The 21,663-nt window shown below is 24.6% G+C and carries 19 protein-coding genes and 1 pseudogene; all 20 read left to right on the top strand.

Annotated elements, in window-relative coordinates; genetic code table 11:
- Position 1: 1 nt before the first annotated feature.
- The 20 genes and pseudogenes from RDY08_RS07905 to RDY08_RS07815 all read left to right on the top strand — a co-directional run bounded on the left by RDY08_RS07905 (position 2) and on the right by RDY08_RS07815 (position 21,663).
- On the top strand, positions 2–877 hold the full coding sequence (locus tag RDY08_RS07905; protein WP_307903829.1) for a YitT family protein: 876 nt from the start codon (positions 2–4) through the stop codon (positions 875–877).
- Between the two features lie 99 nt (positions 878–976).
- Positions 977–1,327, top strand: a complete 351-nt coding sequence (folB, locus tag RDY08_RS07900; protein ID WP_307903828.1) for a dihydroneopterin aldolase — start codon at positions 977–979, stop codon at positions 1,325–1,327.
- Between the two features lie 56 nt (positions 1,328–1,383).
- Positions 1,384–1,773: pseudogene (folK, locus tag RDY08_RS11675) on the top strand (2-amino-4-hydroxy-6-hydroxymethyldihydropteridine diphosphokinase); the annotation flags it as partial.
- 66 nt (positions 1,774–1,839) lie between these two features.
- The gene (locus RDY08_RS11670) at positions 1,840–2,262 is read left to right on the top strand and encodes a 2-thiouracil desulfurase family protein (protein WP_443673222.1); all 423 of its coding nucleotides are present in this window, start codon (positions 1,840–1,842) and stop codon (positions 2,260–2,262) included.
- Positions 2,263–2,302: 40 nt separating this feature from the next.
- Positions 2,303–3,256, top strand: coding sequence for a DHH family phosphoesterase (locus RDY08_RS07890; RefSeq protein ID WP_307903826.1), 954 nt, complete (start codon positions 2,303–2,305; stop codon positions 3,254–3,256).
- A 14-nt stretch (positions 3,257–3,270) separates the two neighbouring features.
- Positions 3,271–4,866 (top strand): DEAD/DEAH box helicase, encoded by a 1,596-nt coding sequence (locus RDY08_RS07885; protein ID WP_307905457.1) that lies wholly within the window; start codon positions 3,271–3,273, stop codon positions 4,864–4,866.
- A gap of 181 nt (positions 4,867–5,047) precedes the next feature.
- A complete protein-coding gene (gene udk, locus RDY08_RS07880; RefSeq protein WP_307903825.1) occupies positions 5,048–5,662 on the top strand; it encodes a uridine kinase in 615 nt (204 codons plus the stop codon).
- A gap of 16 nt (positions 5,663–5,678) precedes the next feature.
- Positions 5,679–6,218 carry a DUF116 domain-containing protein gene (locus tag RDY08_RS07875; protein WP_307903824.1) on the top strand — a complete coding sequence of 180 codons (540 nt, stop codon included), beginning with the start codon at positions 5,679–5,681 and terminating at the stop codon, positions 6,216–6,218.
- Positions 6,219–6,224: 6 nt separating this feature from the next.
- Positions 6,225–9,047 carry a tetratricopeptide repeat protein gene (locus RDY08_RS07870; protein WP_307903823.1) on the top strand — a complete coding sequence of 941 codons (2,823 nt, stop codon included), beginning with the start codon at positions 6,225–6,227 and terminating at the stop codon, positions 9,045–9,047.
- Positions 9,044–10,708, top strand: coding sequence for a TonB-dependent receptor (locus tag RDY08_RS07865; protein ID WP_307903822.1), 1,665 nt, complete (start codon positions 9,044–9,046; stop codon positions 10,706–10,708). The genes RDY08_RS07870 and RDY08_RS07865 overlap by 4 nt, the downstream gene beginning before the upstream one ends.
- 68 nt (positions 10,709–10,776) lie before the next feature.
- On the top strand, positions 10,777–11,376 hold the full coding sequence (locus RDY08_RS07860; RefSeq protein WP_307903821.1) for a MotA/TolQ/ExbB proton channel family protein: 600 nt from the start codon (positions 10,777–10,779) through the stop codon (positions 11,374–11,376).
- Between the two features lie 9 nt (positions 11,377–11,385).
- Entirely contained in the window at positions 11,386–11,799 is a 414-nt protein-coding gene (locus RDY08_RS07855; RefSeq protein WP_307903820.1) for an ExbD/TolR family protein, read from the top strand.
- Between the two features lie 8 nt (positions 11,800–11,807).
- Positions 11,808–12,707, top strand: coding sequence for an energy transducer TonB (locus tag RDY08_RS07850; RefSeq protein WP_307903819.1), 900 nt, complete (start codon positions 11,808–11,810; stop codon positions 12,705–12,707).
- A 5-nt stretch (positions 12,708–12,712) separates the two neighbouring features.
- Positions 12,713–14,119, top strand: a complete 1,407-nt coding sequence (locus RDY08_RS07845; protein ID WP_307903818.1) for a sigma-54 dependent transcriptional regulator — start codon at positions 12,713–12,715, stop codon at positions 14,117–14,119.
- A 10-nt stretch (positions 14,120–14,129) separates the two neighbouring features.
- Positions 14,130–15,602 carry a DNA polymerase III subunit gamma/tau gene (gene dnaX, locus RDY08_RS07840; protein WP_307903817.1) on the top strand — a complete coding sequence of 491 codons (1,473 nt, stop codon included), beginning with the start codon at positions 14,130–14,132 and terminating at the stop codon, positions 15,600–15,602.
- A gap of 241 nt (positions 15,603–15,843) precedes the next feature.
- Positions 15,844–17,517 carry a HEAT repeat domain-containing protein gene (locus RDY08_RS07835; protein ID WP_307903816.1) on the top strand — a complete coding sequence of 558 codons (1,674 nt, stop codon included), beginning with the start codon at positions 15,844–15,846 and terminating at the stop codon, positions 17,515–17,517.
- A 33-nt stretch (positions 17,518–17,550) separates the two neighbouring features.
- Positions 17,551–19,284, top strand: a complete 1,734-nt coding sequence (locus RDY08_RS07830) for a sensor domain-containing diguanylate cyclase (protein WP_307903815.1) — start codon at positions 17,551–17,553, stop codon at positions 19,282–19,284.
- A 4-nt stretch (positions 19,285–19,288) separates the two neighbouring features.
- Positions 19,289–20,374: a peptidase dimerization domain-containing protein gene (locus RDY08_RS07825; protein WP_307903814.1), complete on the top strand. Its 1,086-nt coding sequence runs from the start codon at positions 19,289–19,291 to the stop codon at positions 20,372–20,374.
- A 10-nt stretch (positions 20,375–20,384) separates the two neighbouring features.
- Entirely contained in the window at positions 20,385–20,840 is a 456-nt protein-coding gene (locus RDY08_RS07820; protein WP_307903813.1) for a HEAT repeat domain-containing protein, read from the top strand.
- Positions 20,833–21,663 carry a hypothetical protein gene (locus RDY08_RS07815; RefSeq protein ID WP_307903812.1) on the top strand — a complete coding sequence of 277 codons (831 nt, stop codon included), beginning with the start codon at positions 20,833–20,835 and terminating at the stop codon, positions 21,661–21,663. The genes RDY08_RS07820 and RDY08_RS07815 overlap by 8 nt, the downstream gene beginning before the upstream one ends.

Here is a 21,663-nt window from a genome sequence, read left to right as displayed (position 1 = left end):
AGTGACAAGAGATAAAAAAAGATTTATAAAAGATTTTATTATCATGAATTTTGCTTTAATATTGGCTTCATTAGGGTTTGTTTGGTTTTTGATACCTTCCAAAATAGCAGCAGGAGGAGTATCAGGGATAGCAACAATAATATATTATCTATTTCATTTACCTGTTGGAATGGTAATGTTAGTTTTAAATATTCCTCTTTTTTTAGCAGGATTAAAATTTTTTGGAAAAGGATATGGATTTAAAACTTTGTATGGAACTATAATGTTGTCAGTTTATACAGATACATTTAGTTATATTTTTACATTAAATGGAGTGACAGATAATATATTGTTATCTTCTTTGTATGGAGGAATAACTACAGGGATAGGAATAGGTCTAATAATGAAAATTGGTGGAAGTACAGGTGGTACTGATATTATAGCACAAATATTACATGAAAAATTTAAAATTCAAACAGGAAACGCTTTAATAGGAGTAGATTTTATAGTATTGGCTTCAGCAGGAATTGTTTTCGGAATGGAACCTGCTTTGTATGCTATAATTACGTTGTATACAACAGGTAGAATGATAAATGTTGTGTTAGATGGAGCTAATTATTCAAAAGTAGCATACATAATAAGTGATGAGTATGATTTAATAAGAAATATGATAGTAAGTGATATAAATAGAGGTGGAACAGTATTTTATTCAAAAGGGCTATATACAGATAAGAACAAAAATGTTATAATGACTGTAGTAAAAAACAAAGAGATATATATTTTGAGAGAAAAAATTAAAAATATTGATGAAAAAGCATTTATAATAATTACAGATGCACATGAAGTTTTAGGAGAAGGGTTTTCGCCAATAGGAGAAAAAGTAATTGAAAATAAATAATGAAAACAAAAGAAAAAGATATTTTAACCACAGGATAAACACAGATAAAAACGGATTTTAATTCGTGAAGAATATGATAATTAATAATGGAGAAAAAATATGGATAAGATAATTATTAAGAACATGAGATTATATGGTTATCATGGAGTGTTAGAGGAAGAAAAGAGAATTGGACAGAAATTTTTTGTGGATTTGGAGATATATTTAGATTTGGAAAAAGCTTCAATGAGTGATAATTTGAATGATACTGTTAATTATGCCAAAATTTATGAAAAAGTAGAATTTATAAATAGGAATCAAAAATATGATTTAATAGAAAAATTTGCTGGGGATATTGCAAAAGAAATTTTGAAATATGATAAAGTTAAAAATGTAAGGGTAACTGTGAAAAAACCAGAAGTTCCAATACCTGGACAGCTTGATTATGTGGCGGTTGAGATATATAGATGAGATAGGATTAGTGAGAAATAAAGATTATAATTTGATTTTATGGAGAAATAGAAGAGATGAAAAAAAATAGAAATGTGTATTTGAGTATTGGAAGTAATATAGGAGATAAATTTTTTAATATATTAAATGCAATATTTGAATTAAATAATTTAAATGATAGTTTTGTAGTTAGAATATCTAAATTGTATAAGACAGAACCATATGGATATTTAGAACAAGATTACTTTATAAATGTTGGAATTTGGTTAAAGACAAAATTATTACCATATGAATTATTAGATGAAATTGGAAAAATAGAATTAAAGTTAAAAAGAAAAAGAGAAATAAAATGGGGACCACGTACAATAGATATAGATATAATTTTTTATGAGAATATAAAAGTAGATAGAACTGATTTACAAATACCACATAAAGAATATAAAAAAAGAAATTTTGTATTGCATCCATTAAAAGATATATATTATAATAAAAATATTTTAAAATATTATTCTAAAGCTAGTGGAAGAGTTGAAATTTATAAAAATTTTGATAAAATATTAGTTAGTAGCTGCTTGCTTGGGATAAATTGTAAATATAATGGTGGAAATAATAGCAGAAAATTTTTAAAAGAGTTTTTAAAAAAGTTTTGTATCGTTTCCATATGCCCTGAACAGTTAGGCGGATTGTCTACACCGAGAGTTCCTGCTGAAAGATTTGGAGAAAAAGTTGTAAATAAGAAAGGAGAAGATGTTTCTCTGGAGTTTTATAACGGGGCAAAAGAAGCTGGCAAAATAGCGAAAGTAACAAATGCTAAATATGCTATGCTAAAAGCTAAAAGTCCTTCTTGTGGATTTGGTAAGATTTATGATGGTAGTTTTACTGGCAGACTTATCAATGGAAATGGAGTTGCTGCGGACTTTTTAGAAAAAAAAGGTATCAAAATATTTTCAGTTTAGGAATGCCTTGAAAATAACATTCTTTGATTAGGAGGAAAATATGGAAAGCATAATTAAAAAACTAAAAGAATCAAAAAGGATATTAATTACAACACACGTAAATCCTGATGGAGACGGAATAGGAGCAGGATTAGCATTAGCCCTTGCTTTGAACAAAATTAATTCTAATGAAGATAAAATGGTACGCTTTATTATACAAGATGATGTTCCCTCTTTTTTGAGATTTTTACCACATTCAGTGCTAATAGAAAAGGTTGAAAATGTAGAATTAAAATATGATTTTGATTGTATAGTGGTAGTAGATGTGGCAAATAAAGAAAGAATTGGAACAGTAGTTAAATATATAAACGAAAATTCAATTGTAATTAATATAGATCATCATACAAGTAACGAAATGTTTGGTGAGTTAAATTATTTAGATGCTAAAGCTTCTTCAGTAGCGGAAATTATTTTTAATTTAATAACAAAATTAGAAATAGCTATTGATAAAGATATGGGAGAAGCAATTTATTGTGGCATAATAAATGATACTGGAAATTTTAGTTATAATAATGTTTCGGTAGATACCTTTAATATTGCGGCAAAATTAAAGGCGATAGGAGTTGATAACGAAAAAGTAACAGAAAATTTGTATGCCAACAAAAGTGAAGCAAGATTAAAAATTCTTGGACTTGCTCTAAATAATATGGAATATTTTGAAAAAGAAAAATTAAGTTTTTTCTATCTTTCAAATAAAGTTTTAAAAGAGTATAATGCTAAATCTGAAGATACAGAAGGAATTGTCGAATCTTTAAGAAGTTTTGAAAAATGTGAAATAGCATTATTTTTAAAAGAAGAGGAAGATGGAAAAATAAAAGGAAGCTTTAGATCAAAAGGAAAAGATGTAAATAAGCTTGCAGCTATTTTTGATGGTGGCGGACATGTGAAGGCGGCGGGATTTAAAACCAGCTTAGATAAAGAAGAGATATTAAAAAGAGTATTAGAAAAATTATAAAAAAAGAAGGAGTTATAAAAAATATGGAATTAACAAAGTTTAAAGAATTAGGATTATCAGAAAATATATTAAAGGCATTAAAAAAGAAAGGTTTTGAAGAACCAACACCAATACAAGAAAAAACTATTCCTTTATTATTAAAAGGAGAAATAGATATAATAGGGCAAGCACAAACAGGAACTGGAAAAACAGCAGCATTTGGTTTGCCTTTAATAGATAGACTTGAAGAAAAATCAAAATCAGTTCAAGCTTTAGTACTTGCACCAACAAGAGAATTAGCAATACAAGTAGCAGAAGAGATAAATTCATTAAAAGGAAATAAAAAATTAGTAGTAGCACCAATATATGGTGGGCAATCAATTGAAGGACAAATATCTAAATTAAGAAGAGGAGTAGATATAGTAGTAGGAACTCCTGGTAGAGTTATAGATCATATAAATAGAAAAACTTTAAAATTAGAAAATATAAAATATTTCATACTTGATGAAGCTGATGAAATGTTAAATATGGGATTTATTGATGATGTAAAATTAGTGTTTGAAAAAGCACCAGCAGAAAAAAAAGTGTTACTTTTTTCAGCAACAATGCCAAGAGAAATTTTAAATATAGCTAAAAAATATATGAATAAATATGAAGTAATAGCTGTAAAAAAACAAGATTTAACTACAAGTTTAACAGAACAAATATATTTTGAATTAAACGAAAGAGATAAATTTGATGCTTTATGTAGAATAATAGATGTAGAAAGAGAATTTTATGGAGTAGTATTTTGTAGAACAAAATTAGATGTAGATAGAGTAGCTAGCAAATTATCTGATAGAGGATATTATGCAGAAGGATTACATGGAGATGTATCACAAGCTCAAAGAGAAAGAACTTTGAATAAGTTTAAAAAGAAAAAAACAATGATACTTGTAGCAACTGATGTAGCAGCAAGAGGATTAGATGTTAATAATTTGTCTCATGTAATTAACTATGCATTGCCACAAGATCCAGAATCTTATATACATAGAATAGGAAGAACTGGAAGAGCAGGAAAAGAAGGAACAGCAATAACATTTGTAACTCCAAGTGAATACAGAAAACTTTTATTTATTCAAAAAGTAGCAAATACAAAGATAAAGAAGAGTAAATTACCGAAAGTGTCAGATATTTTACAAATAAAAAAAGAGAGAATAAAATCAGATATTTTAGATATATTAGAAAATGATAAAATAGGAGATAAAGAGATAGAGTTTGCAAAAGAAATCATGGGAGAAAAGGATCCATTAGCAGTGATAGCTTCAATTTTAAAATTATCATTTAGCGAAGAATTAGAAGATAATAATTATAAAGAGATAAGAGAAGCTAAAATCGATACATCTGGAAAAGTAAGATTATTTGTAGCATTAGGAAAAAAAGATAATATGACTTTAAAATCACTTGTTGATTATATTATAGAAAATGCAAAAGTTAGCTCAAGAAAAATTAGAGAAGTAAAAGTATTTGAAAACTTTTCATTTATAACTGTTCCATTTGAAGAAGCTGAAATTATACTTGAAGTATTTAAAAGAAATAAAAGAGGAAGACGTTCAATTATAGAAAGAGCTAAAGAGAGAAAGAGAAAATAAAAAAATAAAAAGGGAATTTTTCTTATTAAAGAAAAATTCTCTTTTTATTTTTTGTTAGGAAAGTATAAATTTTATTCAGAAAATAAGCTACGCCATTTTTTTATTAAGTATTATGATTTAAAATTGAATTTTTTAATTCTTTGTGATATACTTAATGTAGAAAAGTGTGTGAGGAGGATTTATGTCAAAAACTATTTTAATTGGGGTCGCAGGCGGAACAGGTTCAGGAAAAACAACAGTTGCACGAAATATATTAGAAGTATTTAATCGTGGGGAAGCGGAATTAATAGAACAGGATTTGTATTATAAAGATTTGAAAAGTGTACCATTTGAGAAAAGATTAGAAAATAATTTTGATCATCCTAATTCTATAGATTTTGAATTGTTAATAGAACATTTAAATGCTCTTAAAGATGGTAAAGAGGTGAATATGCCAATTTATGATTTTAAAAAACATATACGAAGTGAGGATATAAAAAAATTATATCCAGCAAAAATTATTATTGTAGAAGGAATATTAGTTTTTGCCCAAAAAGAATTAAGAGATTTATTTGACATGAAAATATTTGTAGATACAGATGATGATGTTAGATTGTTAAGAAGAATTGAAAGAGATATAAATGAAAGAGGAAGAACCTTTGAAAGTGTAAAAAAACAATATTTAGGCACGGTAAAACCAATGTATTTAGAATTTGTGGAACCAACTAAGAGATATGCAGATGTAATAATTCCAAGAGGTGGGGAAAATAAAGTGGCTATAAATATGATTGTAGCTAAATTAATGAGACTCTTATAGAAAAGTGGGTGATTATTTGAAGTTGATTTATTATAGAATTGTTTCGACATTATGGATTTTTTTAATTTTAATATTTAGAAAAATAAAAGATGATGATTATAATAATAGTTTGTTAGCAAAGAAATTTATGAAATTTAATAATAAATTTGCCATAAATAGACTAAAGAAAAAAAAGATACCTACAGAAAAAATTGCGATATTGTTACCTCATTGTTTACAAGATGATAATTGTTTATTTAAAATAACATCAGATATATCAAATTGTAAAAAGTGTGGGAAATGTAAAATTGGAGAAATTGTAAAATTAAAAGAAAAATATGATATTAAAGTAAAAGTCGCAACTGGTGGAACATTAGCTAGATTATTTATAAAAAAAACAAGGCCTAAATTTATAATTGCTGTTGCTTGTGAAAGGGATTTAATTACAGGAATATATGATAGTTTTCCATTAAATGTCTATGGGATATTTAATGAAAGAATTAATGGACCGTGTTATAACACTAATGTAAATGTAAATGAGATAGAAGAGGTATTAAAAAAAGTGTCAAGGGGATGATAAATTATGAAAAAAATGGTAATTGCATTATTATTAGGGACTTCTCTTACCACATTTGCTAACGATATAGATGATATGGATTATATATATAAATTATATCAAAATAAAATGAATAAAGAAGCAATTTTAGAATTGAATAAATTTGTAAATAGATATTCTAATTCAAAGCTTTATGATTCAGCATTAAATTTATTGGGATATAATTATTATATCGTTGGAGATTATAAGAAATCTGAAGAGATATTCTTACAGTTATTAAATACAAATTATAAAGAAGAAGCATATTATTATTTGATGAATATTTACATAAAATGGGATAATAAAGAACTAGCAACATTTTATTATGAAAAAATACATAACGATTCTAAATTGAAGTCAAAATCTATGTTTTTAATGGGGAACTTTATGTATTCATTAGGGTCATTAAAAGAAGCAGAAACTTATTATTCTAGGGCAATTAAATATAGTGATAAATATTACAATAATTCTTTGCTAAATTTAGGATTAACTTATTTCGGAGAAAAAGAATATATAAAAACAGCAGCAGTGCTGGAAGAATATATTTCAGAAGTTAGAATTAAAGATGATAATTTAGCTAAAGCATATTTCTTCTTAGGATTAGCAAATGAAAAGTTAAAAGATTATGAATCAGCAATTAAATATTACAAAAATATTGAATTAGAATTTAGAAATTCAGAATATTATGTGCAGTCTATATACTCATTAGAAAAATTAAGTTATGCATTAGATAAAGACACAGAAATTTTAATTTATGCAAAAAAGCTTGAAAATACAAAATTAGAAAAAGATGGATTAATTTTATTAAGTGAAATGTATTATAATTCTAAAAAATATAAAGAATCTGCAAAATATTATAATAAAATATTTCAAAAATATAAAGATATAGGTGCGGGATATAAATTAATATTATCTTATTTGAAATTAAAAGATTATGATAATGCTTTGATAAATATAAATATATTAAAAAACACAAAATATAACAATGAATACTATTATTATTCTATTTATATTTATTATAATAAAAAAGAATATAAAGAAATATTAAATTTAGAAAAAGAGATAAAAAAAGAAGAGTATAAAATAAACAAAGATTATAAAAAAGATATATTTAATATGATTGCAGAAGCTGCATATAATTTAAAAAATTATGAAATGGCAAAGCAATATTATGCAAAATTAAATACACCAAATGCAATATATAGATTAATAACAATAGCATATATACAAGAAGACGTTGAAGAAATGGAAACTCTTTTTGAAGATTATAAAAAGAATTATGATAAAGATATTACAAAAAAATTGGATATATATTCTTTAATGGGAAATTTATATGCAGAACAAAGTGAAAATAAAAAGGCAGAAATTTTATATAAAGAATTTTTGAAAAAAGAAAAAAATGAAATTATAATTAATAATTTAATTACTGTTTTATTTGATGAAAGGAAATATGAGCAAGCTTTAATTTATATTAAAGATATAAAAAATGAAAATAAAAAATCTTGGCTTAATGCAGTTACTTTTATGGCGCTACATAATTATAAGCCTGCTGCAATAGAACTTAAAAAACTAATTTTGAAAGATAATAAATATACTAAAAGAGCATATTTAAAATTAATAGAAGTTTTATTTAATGAAAACAAATTTGAAGAGTCAATAAAATATTGTGATATGTATACTAAAAAATATAATGATAATGAAGTTTATATAATAAAGAAAAAGGGAAGTTCATATTTTAAATTAAAGGATTATAGTAAAGCAATTGAAATTTATGAAAAACTAAAAGGATATAAAGATGAAAAGCCATTTGCTTTTTTTATGTTAGCTGAGATTTATTATAACAGTGAAAATTATCAGTTAGCAGAAAAAAATTATGAATATATAGTTTTAAATTATCCTAATTCTAAATATAGTAAAGAAAGCTTATATTGGTTGACTTCATTGATGTATTCAGATAAAAGATATAAAGAGGCATTAAGTTATGGAAAATTATTTATAAAAAAATATAGTAAAGATAAAGCTTATTTAGAAGATGTACTTTTTTATATAGGGAATATTTATATAGAAAATGGAGATGTTTCAGGGGCTGAAGCTGAATTTTCTAAATTATTAAATGTGACAAATAAAGAAGAAGTGAAAATAAATTTAATTGATATATTAGTAAGAAGTTACTATAAAAATGGTGAATATGAAAAAGCTTTAAAATGGTTGGAAAAATTAAAAGATAGTAGCTTTAAAAGTATATGGCTAGGGGTAATATATGAAAAGCAAGGGAATAAAGAAAAAGCCTTAAAAGAATACCAAAAGGTAACAAAGGATGTTAAAAATGCAGATAAAGGATTTTTCTATATGGGAAGTTTTTATTTGAATAATAAACAATATAATGTTGCAAGGGTATATTTTAACAAAGTTTTAGATTATAGAATAAGTGAATATAAAGATAAAAGCATATTCAAAATAGGAATTTCTTTTGAAGAGGAAGGAAATTATAAAGCTGCAATAACAGCTTTCTTAAGGATAAAATTAGTATATTCTAATAGTAGTTTGCAGGATATAGCTACGTTGAAAACTGCAGAAAATTATGAAAAATCTGGAAATTTAGATAGAGCATTAAAATTTTATCAAGAATTTTATGATAATTATAAAAATTCAAAGTATATAAATGTGGTTGTAGAAAGATTATTAATAAATAGTTTGAAAAATAAAGATTTAAAGAAAGCTAAAAAATATTATGATGAGTTAATTAAAAATATGCCACAAAAGAAAAATGAATATAAAAAATTTTTTGAAACAGGAGGTGCAAATAAGTGAGAAAGTTATTAATTAGTATAATAGGTTTTTTTCTATTAATAAATTTAGTTTTTTCAGAGGAAAATTATAATTTAGGAGAAAAAGATGTAGTTGGAAAAGATAAAAGAGATTATAAAGAAGAGTTAGATTTGAAAAGTAATAAAATAAAAATAAAAGATGAAAAGTTACAAATTAAGTTAAAAGATGAAAAACTTAAATTTTTAAAAAGTTTGAATATAAAGAATATAAAAATTAAAAATGATGTAAGTGAAAGTGAATTAAAATATAATATATATGTGTATAACACACCAAAAGTTATAATGAAATCAGAAGATAAAAAATCTAAAAATTATGATAACTATATAACATTTGGACTAGGCGGATATAAAGGAATTGATGCATTTAAGTACATAATAGATTATACTAACGATGATAAAGAAAAAGATTTAACATATTTTTTGCATTTAGGTAGAGAAATAAAAGGTGAAGATAGAAGAAATGATAATGAAAGTACAGATAATTATTTTGTAAAACTTTGGCATAAAAATATGAATTTAGCTTTATCTCATATAATAATAAACCAAAATTTTCCAGGAAAAGACAATGCAACAGCTAAAGTTGATACATTTAAAGAAGAAAAGAAGTCTGAAATAAATTTTAATTCAGATGTAATAATAAAAAAATCTGAAAATCTAAATATAGGATTAGATGCTTTTTTTAATCAAACAAAATCAGTAACTGCTCCAATAAGAGAATATAATAATAGATATTATAATGTTTATGGAAAATATATAAAACTATTAAAAGAGGATTTTATGGAATTTAATTTGGAATATTTTTCAGATGGATTAGATGATTTTAATTTGAATTCTATAAGAGTAAAAGGAAACGATAAATTAAAATTAAAAAAATATGGTGATATAAACTTGGATTTAGGGGTTGCATTAGAAGTAGCAAATGTAGACGGTGTAGGAGAGCAAAATTATAAATTAAAAGTAAGTGGAGATAAAAGTTTAAGTGATATATTTAGTGTTAATTTTAATATTATGAAAAATAGTTTGAGAGAAGTTAATAAAGATATATTATCTGGGTTTGAATTTGGGAATGATGTTTTACCATATAGTTCTTTGGAAAATGAAGATATATTTAAAACAGGGTTTGGAAGTAAATATGGAAATGAAAAATTAAATGTAGAAGCGGGAATTATATATAATTTTGTAAAAAATAAAATCATATACGCAGAAGAAGACAGTAAGATTGCAAATGAAATACCAATATCTGTTATTAATTCTAAAAAGAATTTAAATTGGTGGAATTTAACTTTAAATAGTAATTATAAATATAATAACTATTTAAGAGGAGATGTTTCATATACATATAGTAATTTAGAAAATATTAGTTTTAATCCAAGTAATAGAGTAGTATTAAATGTAGTTTATGAAAAAAATAATTTAAAATCTAGATTAGAAGGTAAATTTTATAGTAAAATGTATGGGAAAGAAGATGAAAAAAGTTATATAGGATTATATAAAACACTGAATTTATATAATGTTTATAGATTTAGTGAAAGTATGGATATAAGTTTGAATATATTAAATTTATTTAACTATAGTGAAAATAAAAAATCAAATTATCCAGTGGATTCAAGAAAGATAATGTTAGAATTTAAAATGAATTATTAAGATTTAAATAAACAATTAATTGCTTTTTATAAAATCATTTAAGGAATAAAAAAATAGGAGGGGTATAGATGAGAGAACTTTTTGCACAAGGCGGACCATTAATGTACGGAATATTATTATTATCAATAGCAGGATTAACAGTAATAATAGAGAGACTATATTATTTTATAGTTGTTGAGAGAGCAAATTATGAGGAATTAAAAGAAAATATAAAGAATTATTTAGAGAGAAAAGATATAGATGGGGCAATAAATTATTGTAGAGGATATAATAATTCAGTTGCAAGAATTTTAGAAACAATATTAGAGAATTCTGATAGTAATAGAGATGTATTAGAAGAAGAGATAAGAGAAACAATATTAGAAAGAATTCCATTTTTGGAAAGATATATGTGGATATTAGGAATGGCAGCAAATGTAACTCCATTGGTAGGACTATTAGGAACTGTAACAGGAATGATAAAAGCATTTAATGTAATATCGAATCAAGGGATAGGAAAACCGGAAATGTTAGCTGGGGGAATATCCCAAGCTTTAATTACAACTGCTGCAGGACTTACAGTTGCAATTCCAGCACTTATAATGTATAATTACTTTAATAAGAAGATTGATAGTTTGACAAATGAAATGGAAAAAACTGCTGTAGAATTTTTAAATATATTAGGGTAGGTGGGAGATATGAAATTTAGACCAAAATATAGAAGAGAAAATAAAGATATGTTTTTGGAATTAACACCACTAATAGATGTAGTTTTTTTACTTTTAATATTTTTTATGGTAAGTACTACATTTACTGACATAAATACAGGAATAAATATAACATTGCCAGAATCAGCAGTTAAAGAGTTGCCACAAGAAAGAGAAGTAATTGTATCTATAACAAAACAAAAAAATATATATATTAATAGAAAAAAAGTATCAAATGAAAATTTTGAAAACAAATTATCGGACAAGTTAAAAGAGCTTAAAAAGTATAACGTTATAATAAAAGCAGATAAATCTTTGAGTTATGGTATAATTGTAGAGATTATGAGCAAAGCTAAAGATGCAGGAGCTTTGGAATTAGATATTGCTACTGACGAAAAAGAGTAGGTGATGAAATGGAGAAAAATGACAACAAGATATTTATATTTGCAATAGTTATATCAATACTAATTCATAATTTATTATTTTTGATTCCAATAAATTTTAAAACAAACTATGAAGAAAAAATAGTAGAAAGAAAAAAGATTAAAGCAAATTTTGTAAAGCTTTATTCTACAAAGACAAAAGCTGTGAAAACAAAAAAAGCAAAAGTTAGAAAAAAAATTAAAGTAAAAAAACAAGGGAAAAAATTAAAAAAGAAAATAACAAAACCTAAAGTTGTAGAATTTAAAAAGATAGATTATAAAAATTTAATAGAAAAAATAGATGTTCCAGTTAAAAAAAATAGAAATTTAGGGAAAATAATAGATATTCCAATTAATAAAACTACAAAGAATCCTTCTATAGAGCATATATCTAAAATAGAAAATATAAAAGCTGAAAAGAAAGAAGAATTAAAAATATTAGAACCTAATTTGGATATACAAAATAGCAAAATAGAAGAATTTACCCCAAAGATAAAAGATGAATCAATTATAACAGAAAATGAAGTTATTCCTGTAAAAGGAGAAATTCAAGAAGGGGGATTATCATCAACAGAAATTCCTCAAGGGATAACGATTGATGAAGTAGTAGATGGAGTTGGAAAAGCTGAAATTTTGAAATATGTAAAGCCAAAATATCCATTAGTTGCAGAAAAGAATGGTTGGGAAGGAAAAGTAACATTAATTTTAAATGTAAGTGCAGAAGGAAGAGTAAAAGAGATAAGAATAAAGAAAAAAAGTTCTTATACCATTTTAGATAAATCAGCAGTAGATGCAGGTAAAAATTGGAGGCTTATAATTCAAGATAAAGGAGTTAAGCTTTCGGGAAGTGTCATAGTAACAATAAATTTTAGACTAATTAAAGGTAGGTGACATATATGAAGGTTTTGGGAATAGAAATAGAAGATAAAGAGAGAGATATATTAACTAGATTGTTTATAGAAAATGGAGATAGTATCGATTATGAAGATGGAGGCCTTTTAGTAAATAAAGAGTTTAAAAAAAAGAAATATAATATTGTTGTTATAGATTCTGACAAATTTGAATATGATGAGTTGATGATTTTGGTAAAAGAGATATCATCAATTGATAAAAAGATTGTAGTGCTAGTTATAGGAGAAAATAGTACACTTCAAATGATAGCAGGTGTTATAAAAAATGGAGCGTATGATTATATATTAAAACCTTTAGAAGGGGTAGAAATTTTAACAGTTTCAGAAAAAGCTTTGAAAGACCAAAAGATAAAAGCTGAAAAATTTACTCCAAGAATTTTCTTTGGGGAAGAGGATGAGATAATAGGAACTACCAAGAGAATGATTGAGATATTTAAATTGATAGGAAAAGTTGCTTCAAGCAATGTTTCTGTATTAATAACAGGAGAAAGTGGAACAGGAAAAGAATTAATTGCAAAAGCTATTCATGAATTTAGTGATAGAAAAGATGATAAATTTGTTGCTGTTAATTGTACAGCAATACCTTCTACATTAATGGAAAGTGAATTTTTTGGATATGAAAAAGGTGCGTTTACTGGAGCTATAGCAAGAAAAATAGGAAAATTTGAATTGGCTAATGAAGGTACTCTGTTTTTAGATGAAGTTGGAGATATGGAATTAGATATTCAAGCTAAATTATTGAGAGTATTACAAGAAAATGAATTTGTTAGAGTAGGTGGGACAGAAACAATAAGTGTAGATGTTAGAATTGTTGTAGCTACAAATAAAAGTTTAGAAGATATGATAACAGATGGAAAATTTAGAGATGACTTGTATCATAGATTAAAAGTTGTTGAAATAGAATTGCCACCATTAAGAGAAAGAAAAGATGATATTCCTATATTAATAGAACATTTTGTAAAAGTTTTTAATGGAGAATTAAATAAAAATATAAAAGGTGTATCAAAACTAGCAATGAAAAAAATAATGAGTTATGATTGGCCAGGAAATATTAGAGAATTAAAAAATTCTATAAAAAGCGGTATGGCAGTCTGTAGAGGAGATAGTATACTTCCAGAGGATTTACCAGGAGATGTAACAGGAGCTAAAATTTCTAAAAGACATGGAGATATTCAAGATTGGATTTTAGCAGATTGGATAGAGGGAGAATTATCTATATTAAGTCAAAATAAAGAAAAAAATTATTATAATAGTATAATATCGAGGGTAGAAAGAGAACTTATAAGACAACTGCTAGAAAGTACAAATGGAAAAAAAGTTGATACAGCAGAGCTTTTAGGAATAACTAGAAATACACTTAGGTCAAAGATGAATGCGTATGGATTAGAGTAGGAGGTAAATTATGTATTTGACACTGTATAGAAAATACAGGCCAAAAAAATTTGAAGAAGTATATGGTGAAGACGTGATTGTTCGAACAATTAGAAATAGTTTGAAAGAGAATAGGATTTCACATGCTTATCTATTTACTGGTCCTAGAGGAACAGGTAAAACAACTTTGGCAAGATTAATTGCAAAAGGATTAAATTGTAAAGAAAACGGGATAACTGATAATCCTTGTAATAAGTGTGAAAATTGTTTAGGGATAGATAATGGAAGTTTTATGGATTTGATAGAGATAGATGCTGCTTCAAATAGAGGAATAGACGAGATTAGAGCATTAAAAGATAAAATAAACTATCAACCAACTGAAGGAAGAAAAAAAGTATATATTATAGATGAAGTACATATGTTGACAAAAGAAGCTTTTAATGCATTATTAAAAACATTAGAAGAACCACCAAGTCATGTAGTTTTTATTTTAGCAACAACAGAGCCTGATAAAGTATTAGACACAATTATATCAAGGTGTCAAAGATATGATTTTAGACCTGTTAATTTTAATAATATTTCAGAAAGATTAAAATATATAGCTGTTCAAGAAGGAATAGTTATTGATGATGAGAGTTTAAAGTTGATATACAATAAATCTGAAGGCAGCGTAAGGGATTCTATTTCTATTTTTGAAAAAGTATTATCATCATGTTACGGTGAAGAGATAACAAAAGAAAAAACAGAAAAAGCTTTAGGAGTAATACCACAGGAATTATTAAGTGAGTTAGAATCTATTTTTGCAGATAAAGATTTAGAAAAAGGTGTAAATTTTTTAAATAATATTTGGGAAAAGGGTATTGATTGTGAAAAGATTTTTAAAGATTTTGCATATTATTTACAAGAAAAATTATTAAATAAAAATGGGAAAATAGAATTAACAAGAGCTGTAAAATTAATAGAAAGTATTTTTGATATAACTTCGAAATTTAGATATGAAGAAGATAAGCGATTATTAGGATATTTAATTTTATACAAAGCATTAGAAGAAGAATCTAAACCCAAAATAATAGAAAAAGTGGTAGAGCGTATAGTTGAAGTTGCTCCAAATAATATAGAAAAAAATAATAACAGTGAATTTATAGAAGAAAGTTCTGAAATTAATTTAAATTTAGATATTAATGTTATAAAATCAGGCTGGAAGAATATATTAAATAAATGTAAAAACAGGAAAATATCATTAGTAGCTTTTTTAAATATGGCAAAGCCGACAAAAGTAGTTAAAAATATAGTTTATATAACATTTCCAGAAGAAAATAGTTATCATAAAATTTCAATGGAAAAAAATGAGAATTATAGAATTTTAGTAGATATTCTTGAAGAGTTATATGGAAAAGGGATTAAAGTGAAATTTGATATAAATGAAAATAGAAAAAAAAAGGAAAATAAAGAAGATGTGGTAAAAGGTATTGTGGACTTTTTTGATGGGGAAATTATATCTTAGGAACGGCTTAAAAATAACATTCCCATTTTGCTTTAGAATACGCAATGTTTTAGGAATGATTTAAAAATAACCTTTTCATTTTGTTTTAAAATACTCAATGGTTCAAGCGTTTTTATAACAAAATATATAAAATTATTTTTAAACATTCTTTAAGCGTTTTTATAACAAAATATGAGAACATTATTTTTTAAACGTTCCTTAGAGGGAAACATATTTTAGATTTTATTTGGAGGTGTTTTATATGGGGGCATATGATGAAATGTTATATTTGGAAAATTTGTCTAAAAATATAACAAAAGCACAAAAAATAGAGATGATTGAGAATTTAGGGAAATTAAAATCAAGAAAAGCTATATCTGAATTAACTAGAATAGCAAGAAATGAGATGGAAGATGAAAAGATTAGAGCTAAAGCTATTTTATCATTAACTGAAATAGGGGATTTAAATTTTGTAAAGAATTTTTTTCCATTAGTTGAGCAAGAAGATAAAGAGATTTTAGAAATGATATTAATTGCAATTAGAGAATTAAATATTTATTATGCAATACCTGAACTAGAAAAGTTTTTTAAATCAAAAGATAATAATATAAAAAAGGAAGTAATTGAGACTCTTGCAAAATTTAATACATTAGAGTCAGTAAAAGTTTTATTAAAAATCTATTCTAATGGTGATAATTTTATTAAATCTGAAATTAGATATTATTTGAAAGAATCAGAAAGTTTTGAAAGTTTTTTAAATGATTCAGATGAGCTTACATTACTTAATTTTATTACACTTATTCCAAAAGAAAAAGCTGAGATATTATTAAGAAAAAAGATAGAAACAACAGAAGATGAGGAGCTATTAATATTAATAGTTAAATCTATTGGAGAATTAAAGTTAAAAAATATTTTAGAAATATTGGAAAAAATATATAAGTCTACAGAAAGTAAAAAATTAAAATCAATTATAATAGAAAATATAGCAAAAATATCAGACAAAGGGAAAATAGAGTTTTTATTTTCTGTTTTAGATAGTGCAGATAGAGATTTAAAAGCAAAGGCTATATTGGCGTTAGAAAGTAATAAAACAAATAAAGCAGTGATAAATAAGTTAGTGGACGTAATGAAAAATAGAGATGAATGGTGGATGAATAGAAAGTTAGCTATAATAACATTAGAACATATAGATAATAAAGAATATTTTGAAGCATTAATTGAAATGATAAAAGAAGAAGATGATAATAGAATTTTAAGAAACGTAATATCTGCATTAGGAGATGCTAGAAAAAAAATAGCTATTCCTTATATAGAAGGGTATATAAACAATTCCAATTTAGAATTAAAAAAAGTTGTAATAATTGCACTCTCTAAATTAGGTGATGAAAAAGTATTGGGAATGTTAGTGGAAGATAGAAGCTTGATAGAAACATTATTTCCAGAATCAATAAAAGCAATTTTGAATTTTAAAGATGAGAGAGTTGAAGAAGTGATTTTGGGAATATTAAAATCAAGGCAAGAAAAAGTATTAGATGTAATATTAGGAGAAATTGCAGATAGAGAAAGTAGAGAAATAAAAGATGAATTATTAAAGATAGCTTTAGATAAATTAGTTTCTCGAGAAATAAGAGCTAAAACTTTAATGATTCTTAGTAGTTATAAATCAGAATTATTAGATAATGGAATAGATGTTATTTTGAGCGATATAGAAGAGTGGTGGATGATAAAAAAAATAGCACTTCTTATTATAGGAGAGCAAAAAATGTATAAAAAATATTCAACTATAATAAAATATGCTAATGATATTGATAAAAGAATGTCAAATACAGCAAGACAAGTTGCAAAAGATTTCTATAAATATTATTTTTTAGAAGAATTATCAAAAGAGAATAGCTCAATGTTAGAAATAGCAAAAGATATAGCAGAACTTATATAAAAGAGTATTTTTTAAAATTAAGGGGATGAAAATATGAGCCTAGTGTCAATATTATTTTTGTGTATAAGTGCAATATTATTTATAGGGGTTATATTGCTTAAAATAAAAGTAGAAAAATTAAAATTAAACATAGACAATTTACAAGAAAAAAACATAAATTTTATAAAATTACTAGAAGAAGAAAAAAAAGAGATAGAAAATGTAGAATTAGAAAGTACAGATAAAAACTTTAAATTTATTGCAATTAATCAAATGATAAAAACCTTAGTAAGAGAAAAAGATTTGGAAACTTTAGAAAGAATTATAGCTGATATGTTATTTGAAGTAGAGTCTATAGAAAAAGGAGCTTTCTTTAGAATAGAAAATGAGAAACTGAAATTGATTGTAGATAAAGGATTTGATGTGAAAAAAGATGATATTAAAATATTAAATAATGGAGAATTTATAAAAAAATTGTTATCATCAAATTTAATTAAAAATATAGAAATTTTAGATGTAGAGGAGCTAAAAGAGAATATTGATTTTACTAATTCAGAAAGTGGTTATACAATAGCTTTTAAAGGGTTAGATGATGATAGTGGGAACCAAATTCTTAGATATGTTATGGTTTTAGGGGAAAAAAAATTTGGAGAATACAGTGAAACAGATATTGAATTTTTAGAAACTATTTCTGGACAAATAGAAATAGTATTAGAAAATGCAATAAAGTCAAATTATATAGAGAAAAAAAATGTGGAATTAACAGAAAAGATATATGATTTAATGACAATAAATTATGCTACAAAGATGATATTTTCTACATTAAATTTAGATGAAATACTAAAAAATTCTATTGATATGTTTGCAGAAGTTGCAGGTACAACACAAGCAGCTATAGCATATTTTGATCAAGATACAAAAGAATTAGAAATAAAAAATATTCGTGGAGACATAAATGAGAATTTAATAGGAGAAAAAATAGTTTTAGATAAAGAAGATATAGAGTTTGTAAAAGAAAATGAAGAGATATTTATTATTACAAATTTAAAAAAAAGTGATAATGGAATTTTAAAATTTTATAGAAAACATAAAGAATTTTTTAAAAAAATTAATATAGAAGTATTAGTTCCATTAATAGCTAAAAACAATTTTTTTGGATTTATATTTTTAGGAATGAAATATGCAGAAAAAGGGTATAGCGAAAATAATGTAGAAGTGTATAATACTTTAGCAAGCCAAATATCTGTTTCAGTAGCAAATTCTAATTTGTATAATCTTGCAATAACTGATGGGATGACAAAATTATATATTCATAGGTATTTTAGACAAAGATTAACAGAAGAGATAGAAAGAGGTAGAAGATATAAAAAGAAATTATCTATTTTAATGACAGATATTGACCATTTTAAAATTTTTAATGATACATATGGACATCAGGCAGGAGACGAAGTTTTAAAAGCAGTTGCTAGAGTAATGATGAAAAAAACAAGAAAAGTAGATATAGTAGCTAGATATGGTGGAGAAGAATTTGTAGTTATTTTACCAGAAACAGATAGAGGAGGGGCTATTCAAGCTGCTGAAAATATAAGAAAAGAGATTGAAAAGTTAGAAATAGTTTATAATGGTGAAATACTAAAAGTTAATATGAGTTTAGGAGTATATACATTTGATTTTGGGAATGAGACTCTTAGTGATGAAGAATTTATAAAAAGAAGTGATATTGCACTTTATTATTCAAAAGAAAATGGAAGGAATAGAGTTACACATTATGATAATATAAAGGAGTAGCTATATGAAAAGTGACTTAAGAAAGAAAGAAAATACAATAATTCAAAATATAATTGATTTATCAAAACTAAAAAACGAAAAAGTGAATGAAATTGAAAAAGCGGTATTTTTACAGAAGCTTTTATATAGTTATGGAATAGAAAATGTGAAAATAGATGTAGCTGGAAATGTTGTTGCAAAGATAATTGGAGAAAATCAAGATGAAGCTATAGTTATCTCAACAAATTTAGATTCTGTAAAAGACGTTGGAAAAATAAAGTTAACAGGAAAAGAATTAATAGGTGTAGGGGTAGGAGACAATTTACTTGGGGTAATATCATTAGCTATATTAGGAGAGTATTTAAGTAAGGAAAAATTAAAACATACAATATATTTAGTTGGAACAGTTAATGGAAATAGTGATTTTTCAGGAATGAAATTTTTATTAGAAAAAGAGATATCAGAATCTATAAAGGGTGTAATTAATATTAATGGATTGTGGTTAGGTAGAATACATAGCACAACAGTTGGATTGAAAAGAAGTAAAATTTTATTTAAAGGGATAAGAAAACACATTTGGAGAAATGTAGTAAGTAGCTCTGTAGTAGACGCTTTAGGAAATTTTATATTAAAAATAAAAAATGAAGATTTTGGAGAAAATAGTGTGGTAAATATTGCAGGAATTGAAACTGGCATACATTATAATACTGTTCCAGAAAATTTAGAGATTAAAATTGAGATTAGAAGCAATAGTGAAGAAGAGTTTCAAGCTGCTTTAAATATAGTAAAAAGTATTATATTGGGAGTAGGGCAAGAAGAAAATATAAAAGTTAAAATTAAAGATGAAGTTTTTAGAAAAATACAAAAAGTGGAAGAGAATAATATTGAAAAAATTTTTATAGATGTTGCAAAAGAAAGAAAAATTAATATCTATACTGGTCCAACTAACTCAGAAATAGCAATTCCATTAGAAAAAGGAATTGAAGCAGTAACAGTAGGAATTGCGAACGGTGGTAAAAGATATAGTAAAAATGAATATATTGAAATAAATAGTATATATACAGGTATAGAATATATATTTAACTCAATCATAAAATATGATAAAAGTTAGGAGAGATTTTATGGAAAATTTAATAGAAAAATTAAAAAATGAAGATATAGATACTAATCAACTTGGAATTTTAAGCGAAATAGGAGAAAAATTAACAAATGGTGGAAAAATATCAAAAGAGCTAGAATTAGAAATATTACAACTGTTTGAAAGTGAAAATGATTTTGTTAGAATAAAATGTACAGAGATATCTGAATTTTCTAAAGCTGATGAGATAATTGATAAGTTAATAGAGAGATTAAAAAATGATAGTAACTATTTTGTGAGAGGATTTTCTGCAAAAGCACTTGGAGCTATAGGAAATTTGAGAGTAAAAGATTCGCTTGAAGAAGCTCTTGATGATAAAGAGGGATTTGTAGTAAGTTTTGCTATGCAAGCTTTAAAAAATATAAATTTAAAATCTGCTTTTAGTAGTAAATTAAATATGTTAAAATCAAAATTGAAAGCAGGTAGTAAGAATGGTTAGGTTTATAATTACAAAATTTATATTTATAATATTATCAATGATATTTCCTGCATTTGGAGGAGTTGTTCCTGGATATAGTATAAAAAATAGAAATGGGATTAATAAAAAAAATATGATATTAAGTGAAATTATAATTTTTGCTTTAGTAGCATTAATATTTGATTTGAAAATTGCAATTTTTGTGTATTCAATATTTTTGAGCATAGAGTTATTATATTATTTATTAGAAAAAAGCAAAATAAAAAAAATAGATAAAATTATAATTATATCTTTTGCTTTGTTGGGGTTATTATACATATTTTTTTATTTTAATCAAAAAGATATAATAAATGCAGTAGAATTAGCAAAAAAAACTTATATTAGTTTTGGAATAAGTAAAGTGGCTGTTAATGAAGTTTTTGCATATATGAGTTTATATGGATTTTTTATAGCTTATTTTTATCTGTTTTTTGTAGTATTTATAACTTATTATATGTTAGATTATAAGGAATTTAAAGAATGGAAAATTTCATATTATATTTTATTAGGATATGTTGTGGCATTTATAATAAAATATATATTTAAAGTTGAAAATATATATATAAATAATTTTATAATGATAATAAAATTAGGATATGTAATTTATGGTTCAAAAGAGATCTATTATCTTTTAGTAGAAAAATTAAAAAGTAAAATATTATCAAATTTATTAGTTGTTATGATTACAATGTTTCTTTATAGCATAACATTTTATATTGGTGGATTTTTTAGTTTGATAGATATGGATTCATTTAAGAAAAAAATTATTAATAAAAAGGATAATAATAAAAACAAAGAAAAATAA

It is taken from the genome of Haliovirga abyssi (genome assembly GCF_030295325.1).
In the GTDB taxonomy this organism is placed as follows: domain Bacteria; phylum Fusobacteriota; class Fusobacteriia; order Fusobacteriales; family Haliovirgaceae; genus Haliovirga; species Haliovirga abyssi.
Note: the sequence above shows the minus strand (reverse complement) of the source record. Positions and strands in the feature narration are given on the sequence as shown.